At 71.2% G+C, this 22,620-nt stretch carries 26 protein-coding genes and 3 pseudogenes; 15 read left to right on the forward strand and 14 right to left on the reverse strand.

The features are described from left to right. The first annotated feature begins 162 nt into the window (after window positions 1-162). The gene (locus AC07FK_RS27895; protein WP_479107716.1) at window positions 163-1,053 is read left to right on the forward strand and encodes a GNAT family N-acetyltransferase; all 891 of its coding nucleotides are present in this window, start codon (window positions 163-165) and stop codon (window positions 1,051-1,053) included. On the opposite strand, the gene AC07FK_RS27900 is transcribed toward AC07FK_RS27895, so the two are convergent. From AC07FK_RS27900 to AC07FK_RS27910, 3 genes are all read right to left on the reverse strand, one after another. Then, window positions 1,026-1,634, reverse strand: a complete 609-nt coding sequence (locus tag AC07FK_RS27900; RefSeq protein WP_479107717.1) for a GNAT family N-acetyltransferase — start codon at window positions 1,632-1,634, stop codon at window positions 1,026-1,028. The two genes, AC07FK_RS27895 and AC07FK_RS27900, sit on opposite strands and share 28 nt — an antisense overlap. A gap of 8 nt (window positions 1,635-1,642) precedes the next feature. Beyond that, window positions 1,643-1,951, reverse strand: a complete 309-nt coding sequence (locus AC07FK_RS27905; RefSeq protein ID WP_479107718.1) for a hypothetical protein — start codon at window positions 1,949-1,951, stop codon at window positions 1,643-1,645. 193 nt (window positions 1,952-2,144) lie between these two features. Continuing rightward, complete coding sequence (locus tag AC07FK_RS27910) at window positions 2,145-3,113, reverse strand: LysR family transcriptional regulator (RefSeq protein ID WP_479107719.1); 969 nt, start codon at window positions 3,111-3,113, stop codon at window positions 2,145-2,147. Between the two features lie 264 nt (window positions 3,114-3,377). Here AC07FK_RS27910 and AC07FK_RS27915 point away from each other — a divergent pair, with 264 nt between their 5' ends. Further along, on the forward strand, window positions 3,378-4,601 hold the full coding sequence (locus AC07FK_RS27915; RefSeq protein WP_479107817.1) for a M20 family metallopeptidase: 1,224 nt from the start codon (window positions 3,378-3,380) through the stop codon (window positions 4,599-4,601). Beyond that, window positions 4,598-5,197, forward strand: a complete 600-nt coding sequence (locus tag AC07FK_RS27920; protein ID WP_479107720.1) for a hypothetical protein — start codon at window positions 4,598-4,600, stop codon at window positions 5,195-5,197. Before AC07FK_RS27915 ends, AC07FK_RS27920 begins: the two co-directional genes overlap by 4 nt. A gap of 543 nt (window positions 5,198-5,740) precedes the next feature. Here AC07FK_RS27920 and AC07FK_RS27925 read toward each other — a convergent pair. Beyond that, entirely contained in the window at window positions 5,741-6,664 is a 924-nt protein-coding gene (locus AC07FK_RS27925) for an RNA polymerase sigma-70 factor (protein WP_479107721.1), read from the reverse strand. 291 nt (window positions 6,665-6,955) lie between these two features. Here AC07FK_RS27925 and AC07FK_RS27930 point away from each other — a divergent pair, with 291 nt between their 5' ends. Next, the gene (locus AC07FK_RS27930; RefSeq protein WP_479107722.1) at window positions 6,956-7,438 is read left to right on the forward strand and encodes an MSMEG_6728 family protein; all 483 of its coding nucleotides are present in this window, start codon (window positions 6,956-6,958) and stop codon (window positions 7,436-7,438) included. Between the two features lie 93 nt (window positions 7,439-7,531). On the opposite strand, the pseudogene AC07FK_RS27935 reads toward AC07FK_RS27930, so the two are convergent. Continuing rightward, window positions 7,532-8,058: pseudogene (locus AC07FK_RS27935) on the reverse strand (cytosine permease); the annotation flags it as partial. Between AC07FK_RS27935 and AC07FK_RS27940 the strand changes: the two are divergent. Together AC07FK_RS27940 and AC07FK_RS27945 are read left to right on the forward strand one after the other, a co-directional pair. Further along, window positions 8,059-8,474: pseudogene (locus tag AC07FK_RS27940) on the forward strand (amidohydrolase family protein); the annotation flags it as partial. 419 nt (window positions 8,475-8,893) lie between these two features. Next, entirely contained in the window at window positions 8,894-9,388 is a 495-nt protein-coding gene (locus AC07FK_RS27945; RefSeq protein WP_479107723.1) for a lamin tail domain-containing protein, read from the forward strand. A 124-nt stretch (window positions 9,389-9,512) separates the two neighbouring features. Here AC07FK_RS27945 and AC07FK_RS27950 read toward each other — a convergent pair whose 3' ends face one another. Beyond that, window positions 9,513-10,082 carry a TetR/AcrR family transcriptional regulator gene (locus AC07FK_RS27950; protein ID WP_479107724.1) on the reverse strand — a complete coding sequence of 190 codons (570 nt, stop codon included), beginning with the start codon at window positions 10,080-10,082 and terminating at the stop codon, window positions 9,513-9,515. A 113-nt stretch (window positions 10,083-10,195) separates the two neighbouring features. Here AC07FK_RS27950 and AC07FK_RS27955 point away from each other — a divergent pair, with 113 nt between their 5' ends. Together AC07FK_RS27955 and AC07FK_RS27960 are read left to right on the forward strand one after the other, a co-directional pair. Further along, window positions 10,196-10,342: a hypothetical protein gene (locus AC07FK_RS27955; protein WP_479107725.1), complete on the forward strand. Its 147-nt coding sequence runs from the start codon at window positions 10,196-10,198 to the stop codon at window positions 10,340-10,342. After that, window positions 10,339-10,887, forward strand: coding sequence for a hypothetical protein (locus tag AC07FK_RS27960; protein ID WP_479107726.1), 549 nt, complete (start codon window positions 10,339-10,341; stop codon window positions 10,885-10,887). The genes AC07FK_RS27955 and AC07FK_RS27960 overlap by 4 nt, the downstream gene beginning before the upstream one ends. 43 nt (window positions 10,888-10,930) lie before the next feature. Here AC07FK_RS27960 and AC07FK_RS27965 read toward each other — a convergent pair whose 3' ends face one another. Then, window positions 10,931-11,338, reverse strand: coding sequence for a four-helix bundle copper-binding protein (locus tag AC07FK_RS27965; RefSeq protein WP_479107727.1), 408 nt, complete (start codon window positions 11,336-11,338; stop codon window positions 10,931-10,933). Between the two features lie 142 nt (window positions 11,339-11,480). Then, entirely contained in the window at window positions 11,481-12,005 is a 525-nt protein-coding gene (locus AC07FK_RS27970; RefSeq protein WP_479107728.1) for a DUF4396 domain-containing protein, read from the reverse strand. A gap of 274 nt (window positions 12,006-12,279) precedes the next feature. Here AC07FK_RS27970 and AC07FK_RS27975 point away from each other — a divergent pair, with 274 nt between their 5' ends. Next, window positions 12,280-13,377: a glycosyltransferase family protein gene (locus tag AC07FK_RS27975; RefSeq protein WP_479107729.1), complete on the forward strand. Its 1,098-nt coding sequence runs from the start codon at window positions 12,280-12,282 to the stop codon at window positions 13,375-13,377. On the opposite strand, the pseudogene AC07FK_RS27980 reads toward AC07FK_RS27975, so the two are convergent. Further along, window positions 13,273-13,716 (reverse strand): annotated as a pseudogene (locus AC07FK_RS27980) (ATP-binding protein); the annotation flags it as partial. The gene AC07FK_RS27975 and the pseudogene AC07FK_RS27980 overlap by 105 nt on opposite strands. Before the next feature lie 167 nt (window positions 13,717-13,883). Between AC07FK_RS27980 and AC07FK_RS27985 the strand changes: the two are divergent. Further along, window positions 13,884-14,117 carry a DUF397 domain-containing protein gene (locus AC07FK_RS27985; protein ID WP_479107818.1) on the forward strand — a complete coding sequence of 78 codons (234 nt, stop codon included), beginning with the start codon at window positions 13,884-13,886 and terminating at the stop codon, window positions 14,115-14,117. 87 nt (window positions 14,118-14,204) lie between these two features. Beyond that, complete coding sequence (locus AC07FK_RS27990) at window positions 14,205-15,110, forward strand: helix-turn-helix domain-containing protein (protein WP_479107730.1); 906 nt, start codon at window positions 14,205-14,207, stop codon at window positions 15,108-15,110. A 179-nt stretch (window positions 15,111-15,289) separates the two neighbouring features. Here AC07FK_RS27990 and AC07FK_RS27995 read toward each other — a convergent pair whose 3' ends face one another. Both AC07FK_RS27995 and AC07FK_RS28000 read right to left on the reverse strand, forming a co-directional pair. Then, window positions 15,290-16,102 (reverse strand): SAM-dependent methyltransferase, encoded by an 813-nt coding sequence (locus tag AC07FK_RS27995; protein ID WP_479107731.1) that lies wholly within the window; start codon window positions 16,100-16,102, stop codon window positions 15,290-15,292. 187 nt (window positions 16,103-16,289) lie between these two features. Next, window positions 16,290-16,553 (reverse strand): HU family DNA-binding protein, encoded by a 264-nt coding sequence (locus AC07FK_RS28000; protein WP_479107732.1) that lies wholly within the window; start codon window positions 16,551-16,553, stop codon window positions 16,290-16,292. A gap of 231 nt (window positions 16,554-16,784) precedes the next feature. On the opposite strand from AC07FK_RS28000, the gene AC07FK_RS28005 reads away from it, so the two are divergent. The 3 genes from AC07FK_RS28005 to AC07FK_RS28015 all read left to right on the forward strand — a co-directional run bounded on the left by AC07FK_RS28005 (window position 16,785) and on the right by AC07FK_RS28015 (window position 19,104). Then, a complete protein-coding gene (locus tag AC07FK_RS28005) occupies window positions 16,785-17,414 on the forward strand; it encodes a hypothetical protein (protein ID WP_479107733.1) in 630 nt (209 codons plus the stop codon). Between the two features lie 160 nt (window positions 17,415-17,574). Further along, window positions 17,575-17,844, forward strand: coding sequence for a hypothetical protein (locus AC07FK_RS28010; protein ID WP_479107734.1), 270 nt, complete (start codon window positions 17,575-17,577; stop codon window positions 17,842-17,844). Window positions 17,845-18,153: 309 nt separating this feature from the next. After that, window positions 18,154-19,104: an alpha/beta fold hydrolase gene (locus tag AC07FK_RS28015; RefSeq protein ID WP_479107735.1), complete on the forward strand. Its 951-nt coding sequence runs from the start codon at window positions 18,154-18,156 to the stop codon at window positions 19,102-19,104. Between the two features lie 122 nt (window positions 19,105-19,226). Here the strand turns inward: AC07FK_RS28015 and nadE are convergent, their stop codons facing one another. Both nadE and AC07FK_RS28025 read right to left on the reverse strand, forming a co-directional pair. After that, window positions 19,227-20,057 carry an ammonia-dependent NAD(+) synthetase gene (gene nadE, locus AC07FK_RS28020; RefSeq protein ID WP_479107736.1) on the reverse strand — a complete coding sequence of 277 codons (831 nt, stop codon included), beginning with the start codon at window positions 20,055-20,057 and terminating at the stop codon, window positions 19,227-19,229. Between the two features lie 256 nt (window positions 20,058-20,313). Continuing rightward, complete coding sequence (locus AC07FK_RS28025; protein ID WP_479107737.1) at window positions 20,314-20,619, reverse strand: hypothetical protein; 306 nt, start codon at window positions 20,617-20,619, stop codon at window positions 20,314-20,316. Window positions 20,620-20,908: 289 nt separating this feature from the next. Between AC07FK_RS28025 and AC07FK_RS28030 the strand changes: the two genes are divergently transcribed. Then, entirely contained in the window at window positions 20,909-21,859 is a 951-nt protein-coding gene (locus AC07FK_RS28030) for a helix-turn-helix domain-containing protein (RefSeq protein ID WP_479107738.1), read from the forward strand. Window positions 21,860-22,001: 142 nt separating this feature from the next. On the opposite strand, the gene AC07FK_RS28035 is transcribed toward AC07FK_RS28030, so the two are convergent. After that, a complete protein-coding gene (locus AC07FK_RS28035) occupies window positions 22,002-22,532 on the reverse strand; it encodes a GNAT family N-acetyltransferase (RefSeq protein ID WP_479107739.1) in 531 nt (176 codons plus the stop codon). Window positions 22,533-22,620: the final 88 nt, after the last annotated feature.

Consider the following 22,620-nt stretch of genomic DNA (forward strand, 5'->3'; position numbering starts at 1 on the left):
CCTCATTCAGGTGCCGTGGCCCGCCCCCGTGGAGGGCCACCTACGGTGCTACGGAACGGCACGCTAGAAGCTGAACCGCACTTGAGGTCAAGAGCGGAAACACTTGAGGTCAAGAGCGGAAATCGGATGCGGCGCCTCCTCGCGGATCCTTACCCTGCCCTGATGGACGCTGCGCAGATCAGGCCGATGCGTGTGGGTGATCTCCCGTCGGCGGAACGGACGTCCGCGGCGACGTTCTTCGCGGCGGATCGAGCCAGCAGAAGGGTCAGCGACCCGCACCCTGAGCCTCGTTCGGCTGTCGCCTCGAAGCAGTGGATCGATCGGATGCGTTTCTTCCTCGGCGTCGACCCGCAAGGGTGCTGGGCCGCGGTGGACACCACCGCAGACGCAAGCGCAGTGGTGGGGTTCGCCGTCTCCCAGAATCGCGGCGATCTGTGGTATCTCGCGACGTACGGGGTCCTGCCCGGCCATCAGGGACAAGGCATCGGTGCGCGCCTGATGGACGCCGTGCTGGACCATGCTGACGGGCGCCCCGGCATCTTCTCCTCCAGCGTGCATCCCGGCGCCACACGTCGTTACCGGCTGGCGGGCTTCTCCCTGCACCCGCAGATGCGGATGGTCGGCACCGTCGACCGCTCCACACTCCCCGCAGTCCATGGACTCCGCGAGGGCCGGGCCGACGACATCGAGTGGATGGACCGGCTGGACTCGGACGTGCGACGCGCGGGCCATGGACCCGACCACGACTACATGCTCAAGACCTTGCGACTGGTCGTTTCGCAGGACCGGACCAAGCCGGGATACGTGTACGTCGATGACCGCGGGCAGGCATCGCTGCTGGCTGCCGCGCACCCCGAGGTCGCGCAGACGTTGTTGTGGGAGGCCCTGGCCTCGTCGAGGGGAAGGACTCTGGTGAACTGCATCACCGCCCCCAACGAGTGGGCGCTGGACGTCGGCCTGACCGCCCGTCTCGACATCGGTCAGGAGGGCTACATCGCCGTCCGTGACTTGCCTGTTCCTGCTCCCTACCTCGCCAGTGGGCACTTCCTCTGACCCGCAGGACTCTGAGCGTCCTCCATAGCGGCGCCGTGCGACTCAGATCTCGGAAGGGATGAATCGGGCGTCCAGGGGTGCGGTGCGTTGATGGCCCAGCGTTCGTGGTCCCGCCAGTCCCCGTCGATGTAGAGGTAGGCGGGCGAATCCCCCTCGTAGCGGAAATCCAGCCGCTGGACCAGGGCCGGGGATGCCTTGTTCGCCGGCTGAATGCTGGCCTCCAGCCGGTGGAGCCGCAGATCCGTGAAGGCGTGCCGCAGGGTGACCGCGAGCCCTTCGGTCATGTACCCGCACCCCGCGGACGGGGAGAAGGACGCACAGCCGAGGGAAGCGCCCTGGTAGCGGCCCCGGACAATCGGGTTGATGTTGACCATGCCGGCCACCGCGCCGGTCTCCCGGACCCGGACCAGAGACCCCCGGTTGGCGCCGTCGTCGAAGCGGCGCATCCAGACCTGGAACTCCTCTGCGGTCGTAAGCAGTTGCATCCATGGCCGGTGCAGCTCGGAGCTTGCCTGCACGAGCGCGCAGAGCTCGTCCTGGTCGGAGAGGGTGAGCGGGCGAAGTTCGACCCGCGGCGGCATGATCGCGCTCAGGGGCGCGGATTGACGCGGTGCCACCGAGGGCGGGCGTCGCCGCCGCGGCGGCCGGCGACCGAGGCGCAGCGCGGACATTGGAGCCGGACGCGGTCCGCCGCACCGCCCGACTCCGGGAAGGTGTCCGGCCAGGCGATGTGCGGGAAGCGCGTCAGCTGGGAGCGGCTGAGGGACAGGCCACAGACGGTCTGGTTCATGCCCGGTTCCCAGGCGTGGACTTCTCCGGCAGGCAGGCGGCGCCTGCCCTCCTCCTCGTCGATCCGCTGCCCGGAGGCGGCGACGGCGTACTGCTTGGCGCGTGGCATGTCCTACCTGTCCCGGCGCTCGCCGGCCGACCGCCGTGCCGGTTTGCATGACGCGGATCCGCCGGGATCGTCGGCGTGTCCGGAAGCCGGTCGCGTCGGCAGGGACTTCCCCGGCACAGTCGCCCTCCCGCTCTGCACCCGCGACCGCCCGCCCTCATGCCCCGCATCCGCGCCTGTGGAGGGCCAAGCGGCGTCACTCCGGCCGTCGGGCGTGCACTGGACGCCGAAGGCGATCGTCGGGGTGGGGAGATGTCGTCGCCTGTTGCGGAAGTGACCGCTGACGGCAGCTGTCCCGGAGCAGATCGCGCAGCGTCAGCGCCGCCGGCAGCGGAGTGGCGGGCAGCGCGACGTGGACGGTGCGCCGCACCGCCGGGTCGGTGAGCCGGCAGAGGACGAGTCCGTCCGGGACCGCCCAGGCGGCCAGCGAGGGGACCAGCGCCACCCCCAGCCCGGCCGCCGCGTAACCGAACTTCCCCGTCCACTCCGCGATTCGGATGATCTTCCGGGGGGTGAAGCCCGCTCGCGCGCAGGCGTCGGCGAGCATCGTGGGGCGGTCACCGTATGCGTCCTGCAGCCAGGCTTCGTCGCGCAGTTCACGCAGATCGACCACGTCGGCTCCGGCCAGGCGGTGCTCACGGGAGAGGGCTACGAGCAGCTCGTCCTCGCACAGCGGGGTCGTCGTGACTCCGTCGGCCGACGGCAGCCCGGACGGGTAGTCGCTGACGACGGCCAGGTCCAGTGCCCCGTCCGCGAGCCGCGCCGTCAGCGTGCCGCTGCGGCCCTCGACCGCGACGACCTCGACGTCCGGCCTGGCCTGCCGGAACGCCCGCAGAGCGGCGGGCACCAACGAGATGTTGGCGGTGGAGAACGCCCCCAGGTTCAGCAGCCCGCCGTGTCCGGCGTGCAGCACGGTCAGCTCCCGCTGAGCCCGTGACAGGCGGTCGATGACCTCCATGGCGTGGTGATGCAGGGCACGGCCCGCAGGGTTCAGCCGTACGCCTCGCGGGAGCCGCTCGAAGAGCGGCCCGCCTGCCGCCTGTTCCAGCGACGCGATGCGTCGGGAGACCGCCGACTGCGTGTAGTTGAGGCGGACCGCCGCCTTGGTGAAGGACCCCGTCTCGGCCACCGTGACCAGCAGCCGCAGCGCGTCGATCTCGAACACAACCCACCCCTTCTCCCGGCTTCTTCCGGCACATTCCCTGGACGCATGGCTCCCATCCGATCCAGTCGCTGGTGGAATGTATCGCCTCGTCCTAGCGTCAGCGGAGCGGCCGTGTCCGACGGAGGGGGCGTACGGACGCGGCCGCGCCGGCCACTTCGGAGGGCCGACCGCAGATGCCGTACGAGGGGGAAGTGTGCTGCCACCACGTCGAGTTGAGACAGGGACGGACCGGTGACCCGCGAGGGTGTGTGCGCGTTGCCGGTGATGCTCGCCGATCTGGAGGGGCTCGTGCGCTGCGAGTCCTTCTCGGGCGACCACGCGGCGGTCGCGCGGAGCGCCGGGGCGGTCGGCGCACTCGGGGCGAGGCTGCTCGGGACCGAGCCCGAGATCATCGTGGTCGGCGGGGTGCCGCATGTGCGCTGGGTCTTCGGCACACCGCGGGTGCTGCTGCTCGGGCACCACGACACGGTGTGGCCGGTGGGCACGCTGGCGACCCGCCCGTGGTCGGTGGCCGACGGGATCGCGCGGGGGCCCGGCGTACTCGACATGAAGGCGGGGCTGGTCCAGATGTTCCACGCGCTGGCGTCCCTGCCCTCCCCGGACGGGGTGTGCGTGCTGGTCAACGGAGACGAGGAGGTCGGCTCCCCGACCTCGCGCGAGTTGATCGAGGAGGCCGCGCGGGGGAGTGCGGCGGCGTTCGTGCTCGAGGCGTCCGGCGACGAGGAGGGGGCCCTGAAAACCGCGCGCAAGGGGAGCTCGCGGTACGAGGTGATCGTGCAGGGGCGTGCCGCGCATGCGGGGCTGGACCCCGCCAAAGGGGTCAACGCGGCGGTCGAAGCGGCGCATCAAGTGCTGGCGATCGCCGCGATCGGAGCGTCGGTGACAGGGAGCGCCGAGGCCCATGACACCGCCCCGGCCGCTCCGGCCGTCAGCATCGGCTGTGCACGGTGTGCCGCACCCGGGGCGGCCGCCGGTTCTGAATACGGCGGGGTCACTTCGTCCCCGGCCGCTGAGGCCGCGCCCCCCGGCCTGGACGCCCCGACCGTCACACCCACCCTGCTGTCGGCCGGCAGCACGCCCAACACGGTGCCGGCGCTGGCGCGCATCACGGTGGACGTACGCGCACCGACCTCCGCCGCACAGCAGCGCATCGACGCACTCCTCCGGGGGCTCACACCCCGTACGCCCGGGGCCCGACTGGAGGTGCTGAGCCGCGGCGGGCGGCCGCCCATGGAACCCGCGTCCTCGGCCGGACTGTTCGCACTCGCCTCCCGCATCGCCCTCGAACTGGGCCAGCGGCCACTCCGCGGGATCGCCGTCGGAGGTGTCTCGGACGGCAACTGCACCGCCGCCGTGGGCTGCCCGACGCTGGACGGGCTGGGGGCAGTGGGTGCGGGCGCCCACGCGGACGACGAATACGTGGAGGTCGCGCGGATGGGCCCCCGAGCCCGGCTGCTCGCCGAACTGATCACAAGGAGCTTGCGATGAACCGTCTCGTATCCGCCCGCGCCCTGCTGCTCACCGTCGTGACCGCCGGGTCGCTCGCCGGCTGTTCGGGCAGCGACTCCGAGGCGGCGCCGACCGCGGCGCCGGTGCGGACCAGCGCCACGCCGGTCGCGGATCCGACCCCGACCGCCACGCCGACGCCGACCACTGCCGCGCAGATCGCCGACAGCGTTGCCGAGTGGTACGAGACCGGGGGCGAGACGGTGATGGTCAGTCTGATCAGCGAGGCCGCGAAGGTCCAGGCCGCTCGCATTCCCGACAGAGTGGGCGTCGTGCGTGTGGACTTCGGACCTCTCCTCGACACCATTCCCACCGCCGAGGCGTACGGGGACATCGCCGACCCGAGGCTTCGGACCGCCTGGTCGGCCGCCGTCGTACACCTGCGGAGCGGCGCGCGCGAGGTGCTCGCTTCGTCGCCGAGGCTCTACACCTTCCCGTCCGCCGAGGAGTCCGAGCAGGCGCATCGGGGGTGGATGGAGTTCGACAAAGGCATCAAGGGCCTCAAGGCGGCGGAAGCGCGCCTCGACCACACCTTCGGTCTGCAGCCGCCGTCGGATCCGTGGAAGGCCAAGCGGTGAGACCCCGGTCCTGGAACGCGCCGCCGGAACGCACTCGTCCCCGCTCGCCCATCGCCCACGCCCCCCACGCACGGCCGGTGGAACCGCATGATGGCCGGAAAGCCGCCGAGAACAGGCTGAAACCCCCGCAGGGGCTGAATCCTTCGAGGAGGGCCGCGCCTCTTGTACCTGTGCTTGCCGGCGCGACGCCGAAGCAGGAACTGGGAGGTTGCCATGATCGTTTGACATCGCTGTGGCCGTCGGAGCCGTGCTGCTCGCTGCGCGGGTGCCCCATGTGCTGGACGATCGGCCTCGTGCAGACCGTTTCGCGGGGCCGTCTGCAGCGCTCCTGCGAAGACGGGCAGTGCACGCTGTCGGTGGGCGGCCACCGCGAGCGCGTGCCCGATGCGGCCGCGCAGGTGCGTTGAGTACGGAGGCATGCCCAGCCGCGCGTCACCGGTTCCGGCGCGGAGCACCGGCCCGGTGACGCCGGCTTCGCCCGTGGGGCCCGCCGCGGTCGAGTGAGCGGACGCCCCACGGGACGCGGCACCGGCGCCCCCACCGTCAACGCGCGTGGCGGCGCGCCGCGTCCGCCTCCCGTTTGACCGCCCAGGCGTCCGCCACCGGCCCCACGTGCCCGAGCTTGTCGGGGTTGAGCACCGAGCGGATCGTCTGGATCCGCCCGTCGAGTACGTCGAGCGCCAACGTGTTGAGGACTCTGCCGTCCCGGTCGCGCAGGATGGCCCCGGGCTGACCGTTCACCTCCTGCGGCTCCCACGTCACGTCGATCCGGACCAGCGAGGGGAACACCGAGGCAAGCACCCTCGCCACGTTGTCGGCTCCGGAGACGCGCCGGGCCGACTGCGGGGCTTTGCCGCCGCCGTCCCCGACCATCGACACATCGGCGGCCAGCAGCTCCCGCAGGCTGTCTACGTCGCCCTCCCGGAGCGCGCCGAAGAACCGCGCCGCCAGTTCCTCCCGCTCCCGGCGGTCCGCCTCGAACCGGGGTCGGCCCGCTTCCATGTGGCGCCGCGCCCGCACCGCGAGCTGACGGCACGCCGCCTCCGAGCGCTCCACGGCCGCCGCGACCTCGGAGAAGCCGAAGCCGAACACTTCCCGCAGTACGAACACCGCCCGCTCCAGCGGGCTCAGCCGCTCGAGCAGCAGCAGGGCGGCCATCGACACCGAGTCCGCCAACTCCGCCGACCGCGCGGGATCCTCGTAGGGGTCGGTGAGCAGAGGCTCGGGGAGCCAGGCACCGACGTACTCCTCCCGGCGGACGCGGGCCGAGCGCAGTACGTCGATCGAGATCCGGGTGACCACGGACGAGAGGAACGCCTTGGCCGACACGGGCCGCGTCGCGGAGGTCTCGTAGCGCAGCCAGGTCTCCTGCACCGCGTCCTCGGCCTCGCTGACGCTGCCGAGGATCCGGTAGGCGATCGAGAACAGCAGCGGTCGCAGCCGCTCGAACTCCTCGGCGCCGGTCATGCCGGCACCTCGGCGCGGGGGTGGGGCCGCTCGGCCGCACTCGTCGTCGCAGCCGTCACCCGGTGGCCGGCCCCCATGAGCCGCGGCATCGGCCGCAGTCCCACTTTGCCGGCCCCACCCGCCACACACACCCGCACGAACATCACCGTCCCGATCGCAGAACCGACTCTCTTCATGGAGACGAGACAGCTCGGCCGTTCATGACATGCGGGAGAAACGCCACGGTGGTATTCGACGTACACCACGGATGATCGTGCGGCACACGCGGAGGTCTGCGGGTAGACAACACCTATGCAGACATTTCTCCCCTTTGAGAGTTTCGCGGAATCGGCCGCCGTGCTCGACCCCCGGCGGCTCGGCAAGCAGCGGGTGGAAGCGCTGCAGGTGCTCCGCGGTCTCATCGTGCCGGGATACGGCTGGCGCAGGCATCCAGCGGTCCGTATGTGGGCCGGTTACGAAGAGGCGCTCGTCCGGTACGGGCTGGAGATGTGCCGGGTGTGGACGGCGGAGGGGCGCGCCGACACGTGTGCCGCCACCCTGATGAGCGACCTCATGGCGTGGATGCCGGGCGTCAAGGTGCGTACCCAGGAGCGGCTGGCATCGGACGGGGACGTTCCGCCCTGGTCCGGCGCCACGGAGTTCCACCGCAGTCACCAGTCGGCGCTGGTGCGCAAGGATCCCGATTTCTACGGCGATCGGTTCCCCGGTGTGCCGGACGATCTGCCGTACGTCTGGCCGAAATCGGACCGCGACCCGGAACCCGGACCGGTGTGAAGCGGCGGGCTTCCGTGTCACCCCTCCCATGGGTGGGCGTGGGCTGCCGACGGCAGCGGCCGCCCACGGACGTCCGGTGGTGGGTGGTGACGGTCAGGCGCGGGCGGCGGGGTGGTGTGCGCCGACCGTGCTGCGACGCGTGAGCAGCGCGTACAGGGCCGACGAGACGGCCATCCCGGCGGGCAGTGCGAGGTCCAGGCCGCCCAGGGCCCGCGCGATGGGCCCGGTGTAGAGGGTGTTGACGCACAGGGCGCCCGCCGCGACGCCGCCCGTGAGGGCCAGCGCGCCCGCCGCGTTGACGCCCGCGCTGTACCAGAAGGGGCTGTTGCGGGTCTCGTCCATCAGGGTGGGGCCGTCGTAGCGGTTGCGGCGCAGCATGATGTCCGTGGCGTAGACGGCCATGGCCGGGCCGAGCAGGACGACCGTGAGCTGGAGGACGTTGCTGTGTCGAGGAAGTCGGAGACGAGGAGCCCGTACAGGGTGAGGGAGACGGCGGCGACCCCGTCGGCGATCACGCTGAGGGAGCGGCGGACGCGGATGCCGACGGCCTGGAGGGCGAGTCCCGCGCTGTAGGCGGTCAGGGCGTTGATGGCGATCGTGCCGAGGACCAGGGCGAGCAGGACTGGTCGCGCCGCCTCGGTGAGGAGCGCGCCGCACGTGCGTGGCGCTGCCGCGACCTGCACGACTCCGGCGCCGTTGGTCGTCCTCGGCTCCGACTGGCCCATCGCCCCTACCCGCCGCTGGGCGTCATGGCGGGAGCCCGTCACCGGCGGCCGTCGCGCGGGACCTCGACCGGGCGCCGCACGGCCCGGAACAGGCGCTCACACCCCTGGAGGCCCTTCAGGGCATGACCGTCAACGCCGCCTACGCGGCGGGGGAGGAGCACGAAGCCGGCCGCATCGCGGTCGGCCGTCGCGCCGACCTGACGGTTTTCGCCGCCGACCCGCTCACCACCGCGGCAACCGAACTACCGGACCTCCCGGTGCTGCTGACCGTTCTCGACGGCGAACCGACCCACCGCGACGCGCGTCTGTGAACGGCAGACGGGGGCGGCGACGCCCCGCCCGGCCCGGGCGGGGCGGCCGTACGGCGCGATGGGAGGATGCACCGAACACGACGGTGAAGAGGGGGAAATGGGCATGGCTGTACTGGTGCTGTCCGGGGTCCTGTTGCTCGTGGCCGGAGGGTGCGTCTGTTGTGTGGTGTGGGCGGCACGCGGCGGTCCCCGCTGGGTGCGCGCGGTCTCCGCCGTGAGCCTGGGCGCGGCCGAGCTGGTGTCCGTGGCAAGCCGTAGGAGCAGCAGTTCGGGCTCCCGCGGCGGCTCGGACGACTGACTCGCCGCTCCACCGGCCGTAACGGCGGATGTACGCAGAATTACTTGAAATGGTAATCAGGCGTTCATCGTGTCGGTAGGCTCCTGTTTGCTCATCGGCACTACTGAGGGGGGACCTCACCTTGCGTTACACCCATGCCGCCGCTGCCGCCGCCGTCACGGTCGGATCGCTCGCCGTTCTGCTCGCGGGCCCGGCCCAAGCCGCCGAGTACTCGTCCGCACTGAAGATTCGCGGCATTCAGTACGACGCACCGGGGCGGGACTCCAACAGCTGCTCGTCGGGCAACACCCGCGACGAGTACCTGACGGTCAAGAACTACTCGGCCACGGCGACCGTGAACCTCAGGGGTTACGTCGTGAAGGACGCCACCGGCAACCGCTTCGCCTTCACCGCCGACCACTACCTGCAGCCCGGCGACTACGTGAAGCTGCGCGGCGGCAACGGCACCGACTCGGACGCCAACAACGTCGTCTACCGCGACAACTGCAACTTCATGTGGAACAACGATCGCGACACGATCTACTTCTACAAGCCCTCCGGCAGCCGCGCCGACGTCCACTCGTACAGCAAGAGCGGAAACGACAGCGACGGCAACGGCTACATCACGTTCCACTGATCCGCGGTCTCCGGCCCCCTTCGCCCAGTGGCGCAGGGGGCCGGAGCCGTACCCGGCCCCGATGGGCGGCCGCTAGCGCTGCCCGCGCCCTCGGAGGGCGCCGGCGAGGGTTGCGCCGCGACAGTCAGGCCGGCGGGCGCAAGCCGCTGTACGTGACGTCGACGAGTCGTTGGACGGCGGGGCGAGTGGTGAGCCCGGCCGCCGCGGTCAGGGCGTGCAGGCAGTACTGGGCGAGCTCGGCGGGTGGGACGTCGTCGCGCAGGGCGCCGCTCCCGGCCCCTTCGGCGATCAGGCTCTCCAGCAGCTGCGTCAGGTGCTGCTCGGCGTGCGTGACGTGGTCGCCCTGGTGGAGGAGGGCGGAAAGGTCTCCGCCGTGACGACGGCGGGTGATGTCCGCGAAGGCGGCGAGTACGGCCCGCAGGCGCTCAGGGGCGGTGCCGGACTGTCCGGCGACCTCCGCGAGCCGGTGAAGGTGGCCGGTGACCTGCCGCTCGTGCCAGGCCACCAGTACCGCCTCGACGTCGGAGAAGTATTTGTAGAGAGTGGCCCGACCGATACCGGCCCCCTCGGCGATCCGCGACATGGTCACCGAGCGCAGGCCGCCGGCCTCCACCAGCGTGGTGGCGGTGTCCAGGATCGCCTCCCGCACCGCGTGGCGGTGCGCGTCGATCGTCTCGTTCCAGAGCTTCGGCACGCGTGAAGACTACAGATGAGCGCAGGGGGGATACACTGCGCCGCGAGAGAGACACTGTGTCTCGTAAAACCTCTGTGGCGGGTCCGTTCCGTCCTGATCACCTGGAGGCCGTCATGGCCGATTCGCCGAACTCCGGCAGTCCCGACGAGGACGGCGCCCCGCGCTGGGTGAAGATCTCGGCGGCGGTGGCTGTCGCCCTGGTCGTGGTGTTCGTGATCGTGCACCTGGCCGGGGGCGGAATGGCCGGGCACGCGCCGTGAAGCTGTATCCGCCCAGGCTGCGCAAGGCCGCGCTGACCGCCCACGTCGCCGCGTCTCTCGGCTGGTTCGGCGCGGTCGTCGCGTTTCTCGCCCTGGCCGTCGCCGGTCTGGTCAGCAGCGGTCCGCAGACGGTCCGAAGCGCCTACGTGGCGATGGAACTCGTGGCATGGGCGGTCGTCGTGCCGCTCGCCGCCGCGTCGCTCGTGACCGGTGTGGTGCAGTCGCTGGGCACGGTATGGGGTCTCTTGCGCCACTACTGGGTGATCGCGAAGCTGTTGATCACCGTGTTCGCCACCGTCCTGCTGCTGGTCCACATGCAGCCGGTCGGCCACCTCTCCGACGCGGCCGGGCGGGCCGTCCTGGCGGAGGGGGAGCTGGAGGGCATGCGCGTCCAGTTGATCGTGGACGCGGGCGCCGCCGTCGTCGCGCTGCTGATCGCTGCCGGGCTGTCGGTGTTCAAGCCCCGTGGAATGACCCGGCGCGGCCGCCGCAGGCAGCGCGCACAGCCCGCGCAGGCATCGGAGAACGCCGTGGCCCCGGCGTGAAGCGCGGGCCGCCGGACCCGGGTCCGGCGGCCCCGCCCGTCGGTCAGCCCAACGTCTGCAGCAGTTCGTTGCACGCCTGCTCGCAGGAGCGGCAGGCTTCGGCGCAGACGCGGCAGTGCTCGTGCATGTCGGCGTGGGACGCGCACTCGTCGGCGCACGCCTTGCAGGCAGTGGCGCATGTCTGGAGGACCGCGCGCGTGATGTTGGCGTCGTAGCCGGTGTGGCGCGACAGCACAGCCGCGGTGGCGGTACAGATGTCGGCGCAGTCCATGTCGGTGCGGATGCACTTCGTGAGGTCGCCGACCATGCCTTCGGAGAGGCAGGCGTCCGCGCACGCCGTACACGCCTGCGCGCAGGCGACGCACTCCTCGATGCAGCGGGTGAGCTTGTCGCGGTCGACGCCGCCCAGGTCGGCCGGGTAGGTGGCGAGCATGTCCTTGACCATGGTCATCGCGGTGGCCTCCTTCGCAGCGGAGGCCGGCGCGCCTGGTGGCCGCGCCTGTTCGAGCCCCTGGATTCAGCGTCCAACCGGGGCGTGGGATGCGCAAACGCGTCGGGGCGTCCCCGCTCCGGTCCGGTGGTGGGCCAAGGCGTCAGTGGTAGGCGTGGACGACGGCGTGGCCCTTGCCGCGGCCGATCATCCACTTGTTCACCGGCGTCGTGATCAGGAAGGCGACGGCGAAGCCGCCCAGGAGCGCGGTCCAGAACAGCGAGTCGGACAGATGGGCGTCCATAGCCCCGGGGGTCAGGGCGATGATGGCGTTGTCGACGAACTCCATCACCGTGATCGAGACGGTGTCTGCGGCCAGCGCCACCTTCACCGCCGACTTGAAGTCCAGCCCGGCCCGCCGGACGGCGAACAGGGTGAAGGAGTAGCCGAAGACGAAGGCCAGCGCGATCGCGAAAGCCATCGTCGGAACGTTCCCCCACAGCAGAGCGGTGCCGACAGCCATGCCGAGGATCTCGCCGATCGCGCATCCGGTCAGGCAGTGCAGCGTCGCCTTCGCCGCCGTGCTCCAGGACGCCCCGCCGTGCCCGTGGCCGCCGGGCTCGTGCTGTCCGTGCACGTCATGTGCCGCGTGGTCGTGCGCACCGGTCTGGTGAGCGGTGTGGTCCATGGCCTGTCATCCCCAATCCGGTTCACCGGAGACGTCGATCCCTGCTCACGCCCTCCACTTTATACCCCTGGGGGGTAGGTGGCCAGTGTGGTGTGCAACGTCCTGCCGTCCCCGTCCTCCTCGACGCCATCGAGAAGCCCGACGAAAGAGGGAAGGGGGAGCACCCACTCCTTCCATTGTGAACGTACAGCGCACTGGGGCGCTTGCGGCAAGACCCCGGTCGTGCCGCAGAATCACCGACCGAAGCCACAACTGCTGCAAGGGGAGCTGCGGAATGCGTGTGTTGGTGTCGACGTACGGGGCGCGGGGGAGCGTCGAACCGATGCTGGGGCTCGCGGTGCGGTTGCGGGAGCACGGTGCGGAGGTGTGGATCTGCGCGCCGCCGGACGAGGAGTTCGCGGAGCTGTCGGCCGCTGCCGGTGTGCCGCTGGTGCCGTTCGGCCGACCGGTGCGTCCATTGGTGACCTCGGTGGCTCCGGGGTCGGCGGCGGGACTGCCGCAGCGTGCGGCGGAGTTGATCTCCGCGCAGTTCGGCACGGTGGCCGAGGCGGCCAGGGGGTGTGACGCGCTGGTGGCGACCGGCCCGTTGCCGGTCACGGCCGGCGCGCGGTCGGTGGCGGAGAAGCTGGGCATCCGCTACGTGCACGTGAGTCACCAGCCGATCAGCCTGCCGTCGCCGCACCAGCCGCCGCCCGGGCGGCGAGGCCGGCCGTTGCCGGCGGAAGTGAGCGACAACCGGGAGCTGTGGGACCTGGACGCCCGGAACGCGAACGACATGTTCGGTGCGGTGATCAACTCCCACCGTGCGTCGGTCGGCCTGTCGCCGGTGGCCAACGTCCGCGACTACGCCTTCACCGACCGCCCGTGGCTGGCGACGGACCCGGTTCTGAGCCCGTGGCGGGCGACCGAGCTCGACGTCGTGCAGACCGGCGCGTGGATCCGTCACGACGAACGCCACCTCTCCCGCGAGCTCTCGGCGTTCCTGGACGCCGGCACACCGCCGGTGTACGTGGGCTTCGGCAGCACGCCCCTGCCTGCCCCGAAGGACGTCGCCCGGGCGGCCGTCGAAGCCGTCCGGGCGCAGGGGCGCCGTGCGATCGTCTCCCGGGGCTGGGCCGAGCTGGACCTGATCGACGACCAGGACGAACCGACGTCCCGGCTGCCGCCGTGGAGGCGGGACGTCGGGTCAGCTCGCGGGGAGGTGCAGCGTCGCCCAGACCGTCTTGCCCTGCGGCGCTGTCGGCTCCCACGACCAGCTGTCGCTCAGTGCGCTGATCAGCTGAAGACCTCTGCCGCCGACCGCGCAGGCGTCCGCTGCGCGCTCGCGGGGCGCGGCCGGGCTGGGGTCGGACACGGCGCACATCAGGTGTGAGGGGTACCGGAAGAGGCCCAGCCACAACGGGTATTCGCCGACATCCGGTCGCATGGGCTCTACGGCATGCCGGACCGCGTTGGTGACGAGTTCGCTGACGACCAGCTTCGCGTCGCCGGCCGCCGCCCCGAGGGCCCACCGCTCGAAGGTGTGCCCGACGAACCGGCGTGCCCGGCCGGCGTTGTCGGGGCGGCCGTCGAGACCGCAGGCGGCGAAGTCGTCCGGCAGTACGAATGGTTCGGCCTCGCTCGCCACCGCCGGGGGCGGCGCGGAGTCGTGGGCGGTGGCCAATCCGCCCCGGCCTGCGGGTCCGACGTGCGGGCTCGCCGAGTGCGCCATGTGAATCACCACGGATCACGTCCCTTCGCAGGCTTCGGAGCCCGATGCTGCGCCAACCGGTGGTGGACGAGTATCGTCGACCTGGCCCACGAAGTGCAATTGCAGTTGGGATTGCACTGTCCGGAACTGTGGGCTCGGTGGACGTGTTGCAAGAGGGAGCGGTGGGCGTGGAGTTGTTCAACGGGGTCAGTTCACGAGCGCTGGGGTCCGCGAAGTGGATCAAGAGCGGCCGCAGCAACGCCACAGGCAACTGTGTTGAGCTGGCCGCACTTCCGGACGGCCGGGTTGCCGTCCGCAACAGCCGCGACCCGCAGGGGCCCGCCCTCATCTATACGCGCGAGGAAATCGCCGCGTTCGTGGCGGGAGCCCGGGACGGCGACTTCGACTCCTTCATCGGCTGAAATCCGTCGCCTCACCGCGGAACCCCTGGCTCATGTGTGCGGCGGGTCGATAGTGTCGTTCCTCCTCATCGTCCGCAGGAGAGCGTGATGGCAGCCGCAGCCGAATCAAGCCCGTCCCTCTTCGCCCGCCCGCTGGGAGCGGCTGAGCGCAACCCGACCGCGCTGAAGGTCATCCTCGGTGGGAAACTGCGCGAGCTGCGCGTCGCCGCGGGGCTCGATCCCTCGCACGTCGACTCCAAGCTCGGCTTCTCCCGCTCCAAAACCAGCCGTATCGAGCTGGGACGCCACGGCTGCAAGCAGAGCGACGCCGCGGCGCTGCTCCACCTGTACGGGGTGGACGACGACGTGCAGGTCGCGGAGTTCATGCGGCTGCTGGAACAGTCCCGCCGACCGGACTGGTGGCGGTCCTACAGCGACGTGCTGTCCGACTTCTTCGCCCCGCTCGTGGCACTCGAAGGCGCCGCGTCGACCATCAGGACGTACGAACCCTTCTACGTACCGGGCCTGTTGCAGACGCCCGCGTACACCCGGGCGGTGGTGCAGTCGGGCCCGGGGCATCTGCTCACGCACGAGGTGCAGCGCAGGGTGGAGCTGCGGCAGGAGAGGCAGCGGCAGCTCGACAACGCGGACGGGCCGCGCCTGTGGGCGGTGATCGACGAGTCCGTGCTGATGCGCACAGTGGGCGGCGTGCCGGTGATGCGCGAGCAGTTGGAGCACCTCGTGGTGATGATGCAGCGCGCCCGCGTCACCCTGCAGATCGCCCCGCTCGACGTGACGGCCTCGGTCGGGGTCGGAACCGGCCTCACGTATCTTCGGTTCGCGCCGGGTGATCTCAAGGACGCCGTGTACATCGAGCACCTGACGGACAGCACGTTCACGCAGAAGCCGCGGATCGTCGAGCAGTACCGCGACATGATGGACCGGCTCGGCGCGTGCGCCCTGACGCCCCGGCACTCGCTCGAAACGATGAGGGAGCGGCTCGCCGGTCTCTGACGTACGAGCGCCCGGTCTGCGATGGGCCGAGCCCGCTCTCCGGCCTGCCGAAACCCCGGTCTCTCGGTCACCGTGCCCAGCAGGGTGCCGGTGGGGGAGCGCACCGGAGACCGGAGTGCCGTCGGCCCCGCCCCCGTCGCAGCTGTGCGGCGGGGGCGTCGGCATCGTGGGGCCCTGGATCAGGGCAGCCGGGCCACTCCGCCCCATTCGAGCCACTCGTCGGACGGCTGCACCGGTGCCAGGTCGTTGTCCGGGCGCCAGGTGGACACTTCCACCAGGCCGGGGTCGAGAACCTCCAGGCCGGCGAAGTACGCGGCGACCTCGCTCTCCTCACGCACCCTGCCCCAGTGGCCGCCGGTCGCCTCCGCCATGAAGTCGGTGACGAACTTACGGATCTCCGGCCGGTCGCTGACCAGTTGGCAGACGACGAGGAAGCTGCCCGGCGCCAGCCGCGCGGCCACACGCCGGACGAGGGCGGCCGGGTCGTCCTCGTCGGGGATGCAGTGGAGCACCGAGACGAAGAGCGCCGCCACCGGACGGCTGAAATCAATCAGGCGTGTCGTCTCGGGGTGGTCGAAGATACCGTCCGTGTCGCGCATGTCGGCCTGGATGACGGCCGTACGGTCGTTCTCCTCCAGCAGCGCCCGTCCGTGCGCCAGGACGATCGGGTCGTTGTCGACGTAGACCACGGTCGAGGAGGGGTCCACGGCCTGGGCGACCTGGTGGACGTTGTCCTGCGTGGGCAGACCGGATCCGTGGTCGATGAACTGCCGGATGCCGTGGTCGGCCGCCAGCGTGCGCACCGCACGGCGCAGGAAGCGCCGGTTGTTGACCGCCAGCACCTTGGTGCTGGGCACCTGCTCGAGCAACTGCTCGCAGGCTTCACGGTCCGACTGGTAGTTGTCCTCGCCCCCCAGGAAGTAGTCGTACATCCGTGCCACGCTCGGCACCTTCGTGTCGATGGCGTCCGGCCGCCACGACTCCTGTCGCATCCAGTTCTCACCCGTACCCAGAGGGAGCCAGCTTCTTAGGACCGACATGCTAGGACCGTTGCGGCCCGGGGGAGGCCCATGTCCGTACTGACCGAAATGCTGGGTGTGCTTTCGGCCGACTTGGCAGATAGTCACGGCTCCGCGTCAGGTCACGGCTTCACCAGTCGGCCGAGGGCCGGCCGGGCCGTCATCGCGTGGCGCCCCGAAGGTACTCGCTGAGCGCTTTTCCCGGCCGGAAGGACGCCGTACCGTCCGCGGGGTCGAACCCGCCGAAGCTGCCCAGCAGGACCGACTCGCCCCCCGCCAGCGCCTCCGCGATCGCGCCCGGGCGCTCCACCGTCCCGAAGAGGGCGTCGAGCACTCGCTCGACGTCCTCCCGCCGCAGAGCGCCTGGGGACTCCGCCGACGCGGTCTTCTCCACGGTCGCTTCGATCAGGCGCGACTTGTCCATGCGGCCCACCCGTTCCCATCCATCCGGAAGTCCGGCTTCGTACGGTCGTCGATCGACCCAAGCCTGACGGCACCGCGCGCCGCCCGCACCCGCACGGCGCGCCCGCGCCGTCCACCGGTGGCCCGGGCCCGTAACCCGTGTGCCCGCTCTGCGGTGGTCGGCGCCCGCGATCACGCGGAGGCTGTTTGCGGTGCCCTGAACCGACGGGGCATGCGTCTCGGAAGGATTCGAATGTCAGAACGCATCACGGCCCTGCGCAGCCTGCACGACGTCGGCCTGGCAGCCTGGTTCGGCGGTTCCCTGATGGGAGCCGTCGGCCTCAACGGGGCGGCGAGAAGGACCGGCGTCGACGAAATGTCGACCGCGCGCATCGCCAGCGCCGGCTGGGCGGCCTGGACGCCGGTGAACGCGGCGGCGATCGGCGCACACCTGGTGGGAGGCGCCGGCCTGCTGGGCGCGAACAGCGCCCGGGTGGCCTACCAGCAGGGGGTGGCCGCCTCCACCGTGGCCAAGCTGGTGCTCACCGGAGCCGCCCTCGCCGCCACCGCCTACACCCGTGTCGTGGGGAAGAAGGTCGAACTCGCCTCGTCCCCGGACCCCGCGGACGCCGAGGCGGCCGCCGAGCACCCGGTCAAGCTCAGCCAGGCACAGCGCCAGCTCATGGTGCTCCAGTGGGCGGTGCCCGCGCTGACCGCGGGCGTACTGGTCCTCAACGCCCTGCACGGCGAGCAGCAGCGTCCCGAGCAGCAGCAGCTGGGGATGATGCGCCGGGCCGCCTCGCCCCTCGTCGCGGCGGGCGGAACCGGCATGGCGGCCGTTCGCCGCGCCCGTGAGCGGGGTCTGCCGGGGCGGCACTGCTAGGCACGGTTTCCGCCGCCGGCCGTTTCGCGGCCCCCGATGCGGCGCGAGCGTACGCGTCCGCCGCGCGGCGAGCACTCGGGCGCGGCACGTTCGGAAGGACAACAAGATCAGCCCACAGCGGAACCGCAACCGCCCGTCCCCACGCCACAAGGAGAGACTCATGGCCAAGGTCACGCAGCCCGTCACCGACGACAGCATCAAGGTGCGCCAGCTCAGCCACTACCAGTTCAGCTGGGTCGCCGGTGGGCCGGCGGCCCCGGGCACCATCACCCTGCAGCTGGTGCTCGACGAAGGCGCGTGGGAGGAAGTGCTGACCGTTGACGCCGCCGACGCCGACGTCCTGCAGGACCTGCTTTCCGAGACGGAGACCGTCCACTACGACGTCGGCCGCCGGACCCTGATGTTCGGCGTCACCCCGGTCGGCAGCTGACCGCCCCCGCACGGACGCCGCTCACCCCGCCCGTCCGGGCGGGGCGGGCGGCGCTGTGCGTACGGGGGCGGTCAGCGTCGGCAGCCGGACAGGGTGCCGGACGGTCGTCCGTCGACCGGATGGCCGCTTCCAGCAGGTGCCTCCGGCCGCGCGGTGCGTTGCTGGAGTGATCGAGGAGCAAGGCCGGGACGCGCCAGGAGGAACGCCGTGGCCGTGCGGACGCGCGCTTCCGGTGTGGTCGCCCCCTGCGGGACGCGAGCGCCCGGGATGCGCCTGATCACCTGCAGCAGCGAGGCAACGGAGGACGAGATGCCCACGCCCACAGACGACCGTACGCGGGACACGCGCCGGGCCGGCGCTTCCGGCGATGTGCGGGCAGCCGTCCGGGTCCATCACTGGGAAGGATTCCGGTTCGAGTCCCGCCTGGTACGGGCGCCCGAGCGCAGTCTGCCGCCGGTGCTGCTCATCGGCGGCGCCTTTCAGCGCAAGGAGCGGTGGGGGTACGTCGAACAGGAGATCCTGCGGTACGCCGATGTCCTGACCGTGGATCCACCGGGGTGGGGGAGCGCCGACCTGCTGCCGGAACAGCACGGGGTGGAGATCATCGCCGACTGCCTGCACCACATGCTGGGCGAACTGGGTCTGCGACGGCTCAACATCGCCGCCGGCTCGTACGGAACGGCCATCGCCTACCGTCTCGCCCAGGCACATCCCGAGGACGTCGGCCGGATGCTGCTGTTCGGGACGATGCGCCGGATTCCGGAGCACGCGCAGACCGCGATCCGGCACACCCTCGACCTGCTCGACGCCCAGGAGATGCACCTCTTCGCCCAGGCGACCGTCGACCTGTTCATGTCGCAGAAGCCCGGTGCGGGCGTCGTCAACGGCCGCGCGCTTCGCCGCATCCTGCACACCCGCTTCGCCACCGCCGACGCCGACGAGACCGACAAGTACCGTGCCAACACCCGGCGGCTGCTCCGCCACACGACGCTCGACACGACCTCGCCGCCGCCTCACCCGGTTCTCGTCGTCACCGGCGAGCACGACACGTTCACCACGCCCGAACTCTGCCTCGAGATGGCAGCCTGCTGCGCCGACAGCCAGTACGCGGAAGTCGCGGACGCCGATCACATGGTCCACCTCGAGAGGGCCCACGAGATGAGCGAACTCGCCGCGCGCTTCTACTCGGGGCTTCCCCTCGCCGACCTGCCCTTCATCCGCAGCGTGCGGCGGGTCAGGGGCGAGGGGGCCGCCGGCTAGTCACCGGTCGTCCCCCGGCGGACCGGCAGGTGATCGTTCCCGTGTCCGCCGGGCAGCCCGGCCGGCCACGGACCGGGTAGGCGCGGCGCCCGCCGCACCTGCCCCCGGTCGTTCCCGAGCGCTCAGGGCGCGATGGGCAGCCGGCGCTTGTGCTCGGTGAGGCGGTAGCGGTTGACGATCGTCTCGAAGGCCCGCTCCTCCACCGGCTTGCCCTCCAGGAAGTCGTCGATGTCGTCGTACGTGACCCCGAGCGCGTCCTCGTCCGCCTTGCCCGGGTCGAGGGTCTCCAGGTCGGCCGTCGGGACCTTCCACACCAGCTCGGCCGGCGCGCCCAGCGCGTCCGCGACGGCGCGCACCCGTCGCTTGGTCAGGCCGGTCAGCGGGACCAGGTCGGCGGCGCCGTCGCCGAACTTGGTGAAGAACCCGGAGACCGCCTCGGCGGCGTGATCGGTGCCGACGACCAGGCCCTCGTGCGCGCCTGCCACCGCGTACTGGGCGATCATGCGCTGACGTGCCTTGATGTTGCCGAGCACGAAGTCCTGGTGGAGGGCGTCGCGAAAGGCCACGTCGGCCGCCAGCGCAGCCGCGAGAGCGGCGTCGCTCGCGGGCTTGATGTCCACGGTCAGTACGTGGTCGGCGCGGATGAAGGAGAGCGCGAGCTGCGCGTCGTGCTCGTCGGCCTGGACCCCGTACGGCAGCCGCATCGCGTAGAACCGCGCCTCGTGCCCGGCGGCGCGCGCCCGCTCGACCGCGAGCTGGCACAGCCGTCCGGCGGTGGTGGAGTCCACACCACCGCTGATGCCGAGCACGAGGGAGCGCAGACCGGTGGAGGTCAGCCGCTCGGCGAGGAAAGCCACCCGGCGCTCGATCTCCTGATCGGCGTCGAAAGTCCCGGCGACCTGCAGGTCCCGGGCGATCTCCTGCTGCAGGGCGATGGACGCCGGCTCGCTCACGTCTGCTCCTTGTTCCGGTTCACGATGTCTGTAGTGCCCACCCTACCCAGGGAGCTTCCGAAGACACGGGGCCGGAGGCCGGGCGGCTCGTGCGTGATGATCGCGGTGGCGGGGGGAGGCCCGATGTCCCCCAGCCGTGGCTGGAGGACATCGGCGACCGACGCCAGGGCGCCGGATCGCGGTCCGCGGGCTCTTCCGTACGGAGCCCTGCCGGGGCTACCCGGGCTCCTCCCTACGAAGCCCTACCTGGCGGGGCTCAGCCCTTCTGGAGCCACAGCTGGTAGTTCCTGTTGGCGGAGCTCCAGCGGCAGTCCCAGCTGTAGACGGTCGGGTAGTTGTCCCAGTACCACTCACCGCGGGTGTTGCAGGGGGCAAGCCGGTTGAAACGTTCACCGGAGTCCACCCAGCGCAGTGCCTGGCTGTCCACGGGGGCCGCCGTCACCTCGGCCGACCGTACGGCCGGCTGGCCGGCGGGAACAGCGGCAGCGGCCGGGACGACTGTCGCCCCGAGCGCGAGTGTGGCGCCGATCCCCGCTCCCACCAGCAGTGTGCGCATACGCATGATTCGACTCCTCGTCGGTCGTACGGATTCTGCGAACGGTCCGGGTGAGGTTCTTCGGCCAGGAAAGGGGCCGTACCTCCGGGTCAGCCGGACGGACAGAACGCTGGTGCAGGTGGAGGGGGCGATGCAATGGCTGGTCCTGTCCCGGACAGGTTGCGGCTGTCCGGCCTGGTCACGGCCTGTCCGGCTCTTGTCCGGATGCCGGGGCACACGGCTTGCGCCGAGCAGATCGCGCGAATGGCCACAATGGTGATTGCCGCGACGGACGCCCCTGGCAAGGATTGACGCCATGGACACCGGGGACTTACGACCCGAAGCGGCGGGCTCGGCGCGCGAGTTCGCCGAGCAGCTCCGCGAACTGAAGAAGCACTCCGGACTGACCTACCGGGAGTTGGAGGAGCGGGCCCGCCTCCGGGGCGACGTACTCGCCCGCAGTACGCTCTCCGACGCTCTGCGGGGCGAGAGCCTGCCGCGCCCGGAAGTCCTGGCCGCATTCCTGCGGGCCTGCGGCCAGGAGGCCGCACTACCGGTCTGGCTGGCGGCGAGAAACCGTATCCGCAGGGCGCCACCCCCTCCCTCGGCCACGCCCGCCGCGCCTGCCACGCTCCGACCGCGGGCTCCGGTGCTGATAGCCGCCGCGGTGGCCGTGCTGACGCTCGTCGCCGGAATCTGGTTTCTGGCGGCACAGGAACGGGAGCCGGAGGGAGGGGTGAACGGCAGCCCGCACGCGCAGGTCCCGGTCGGGGCGGGAAGCCCCGGGCCGGGTGCCCTCTTGCGGGGCTATGTGGAAATACGTCCGGTGCGCGCCCAGCACCTGTGTCTGAGCGAGGGCCGGGACGCCAAGGGAAACTACGCTCACGCCATAGCCGTCCAGCAGCCGTGCACCGAGGCCCGGCCGCCGCACACCCGCCTCAGGCCGCTCGGCGCGGCCGCGGCGGGACCGTACTACGTCGAGTGGCAGCACCCCCGGCACGGAACGGGCTGCCTCACCCTGCGCCGCAGCGGTCTCGCGCAGGGCGCGCTGGAACCGTGGGACAGCTGCTCTTCCACCAGGCGTTTTCAGCATTTCTGGATCGAACCCGTCGGCACGCCGGAAAGTGATCGCTTCCGGCTGCGGATGCGCGGAGGGTCCGCGTGCGTAGGCATGAGCGGGGAAGCGGCGGCGGTCGGGGCGCAGGCGCTGGTTTCCCGTTGTGATCGGGGCCGCGACCAGGAGTTCGTGATCAGACCGGTGGCCTGATCCTGCCGAGGAGACCTGCGCCGGTCGCCTTCCTACCCGCCCGCGCCCGAGCCGACCCCTTTTCGCAGGACACGCGGAAGCGGTTGCCTTCCGGTCAGACCGAAGCTTGCGCAGCGCCGGCCGATCCGCCGACGGGCGCCCGTCAGGCGACGCGTCGGGCCAGCACTTGGCCGGGCCAGGAACCGGACAGGAAACGGTCGGTGGGGGTGAAACCGTTGCGCTCGTAATACGCGACCAACTCGCCCCCGCCGCCCGCCCAGCAGTCGACCCGCAGCAGCTTCACGCCGGCCCGCCGGGTCTCCTCGGCGGCATGGGCCAGCAGTGACGCTCCGATGCCCAGTCCGGCGTGCCGCCGGTCGGAGACAAGCAGCCGGACGTACCGCTCGGGCTCCTCGGCCGGTGCGATCGGCACCTGGGGGCTCGGCCCGGAGTCCAGCACCAGGGCTCCGACAGGCACTCCGTCCCATTCCGCGACGTACGGCGCGTTCTCGGTCGTGTACCGCTCGACCCGCGCCACCCCGCCGGGCAGCTGGGAGTACGGTGTGGTGCCCCACTGCTCGGTGTTGCCGCGCTGGTTCATCCAGGCGATCGCGGAGTCGAGCATCTCCAATATGGCGGGTGTGTCGGCCGGACCGCCGGGCCTGATGCGCATGCCGTGTGTGGTGTCGTTCACGCCCGGAAGCTTAGGCACGGTCGAGGGCGTGACGAGGGCGTGACGAGGGCGAGGGCGACGCGAACAGGCCCTCCGTACACGGCTCCAC

The organism is Streptomyces sp. NPDC046122 (assembly GCF_056429965.1).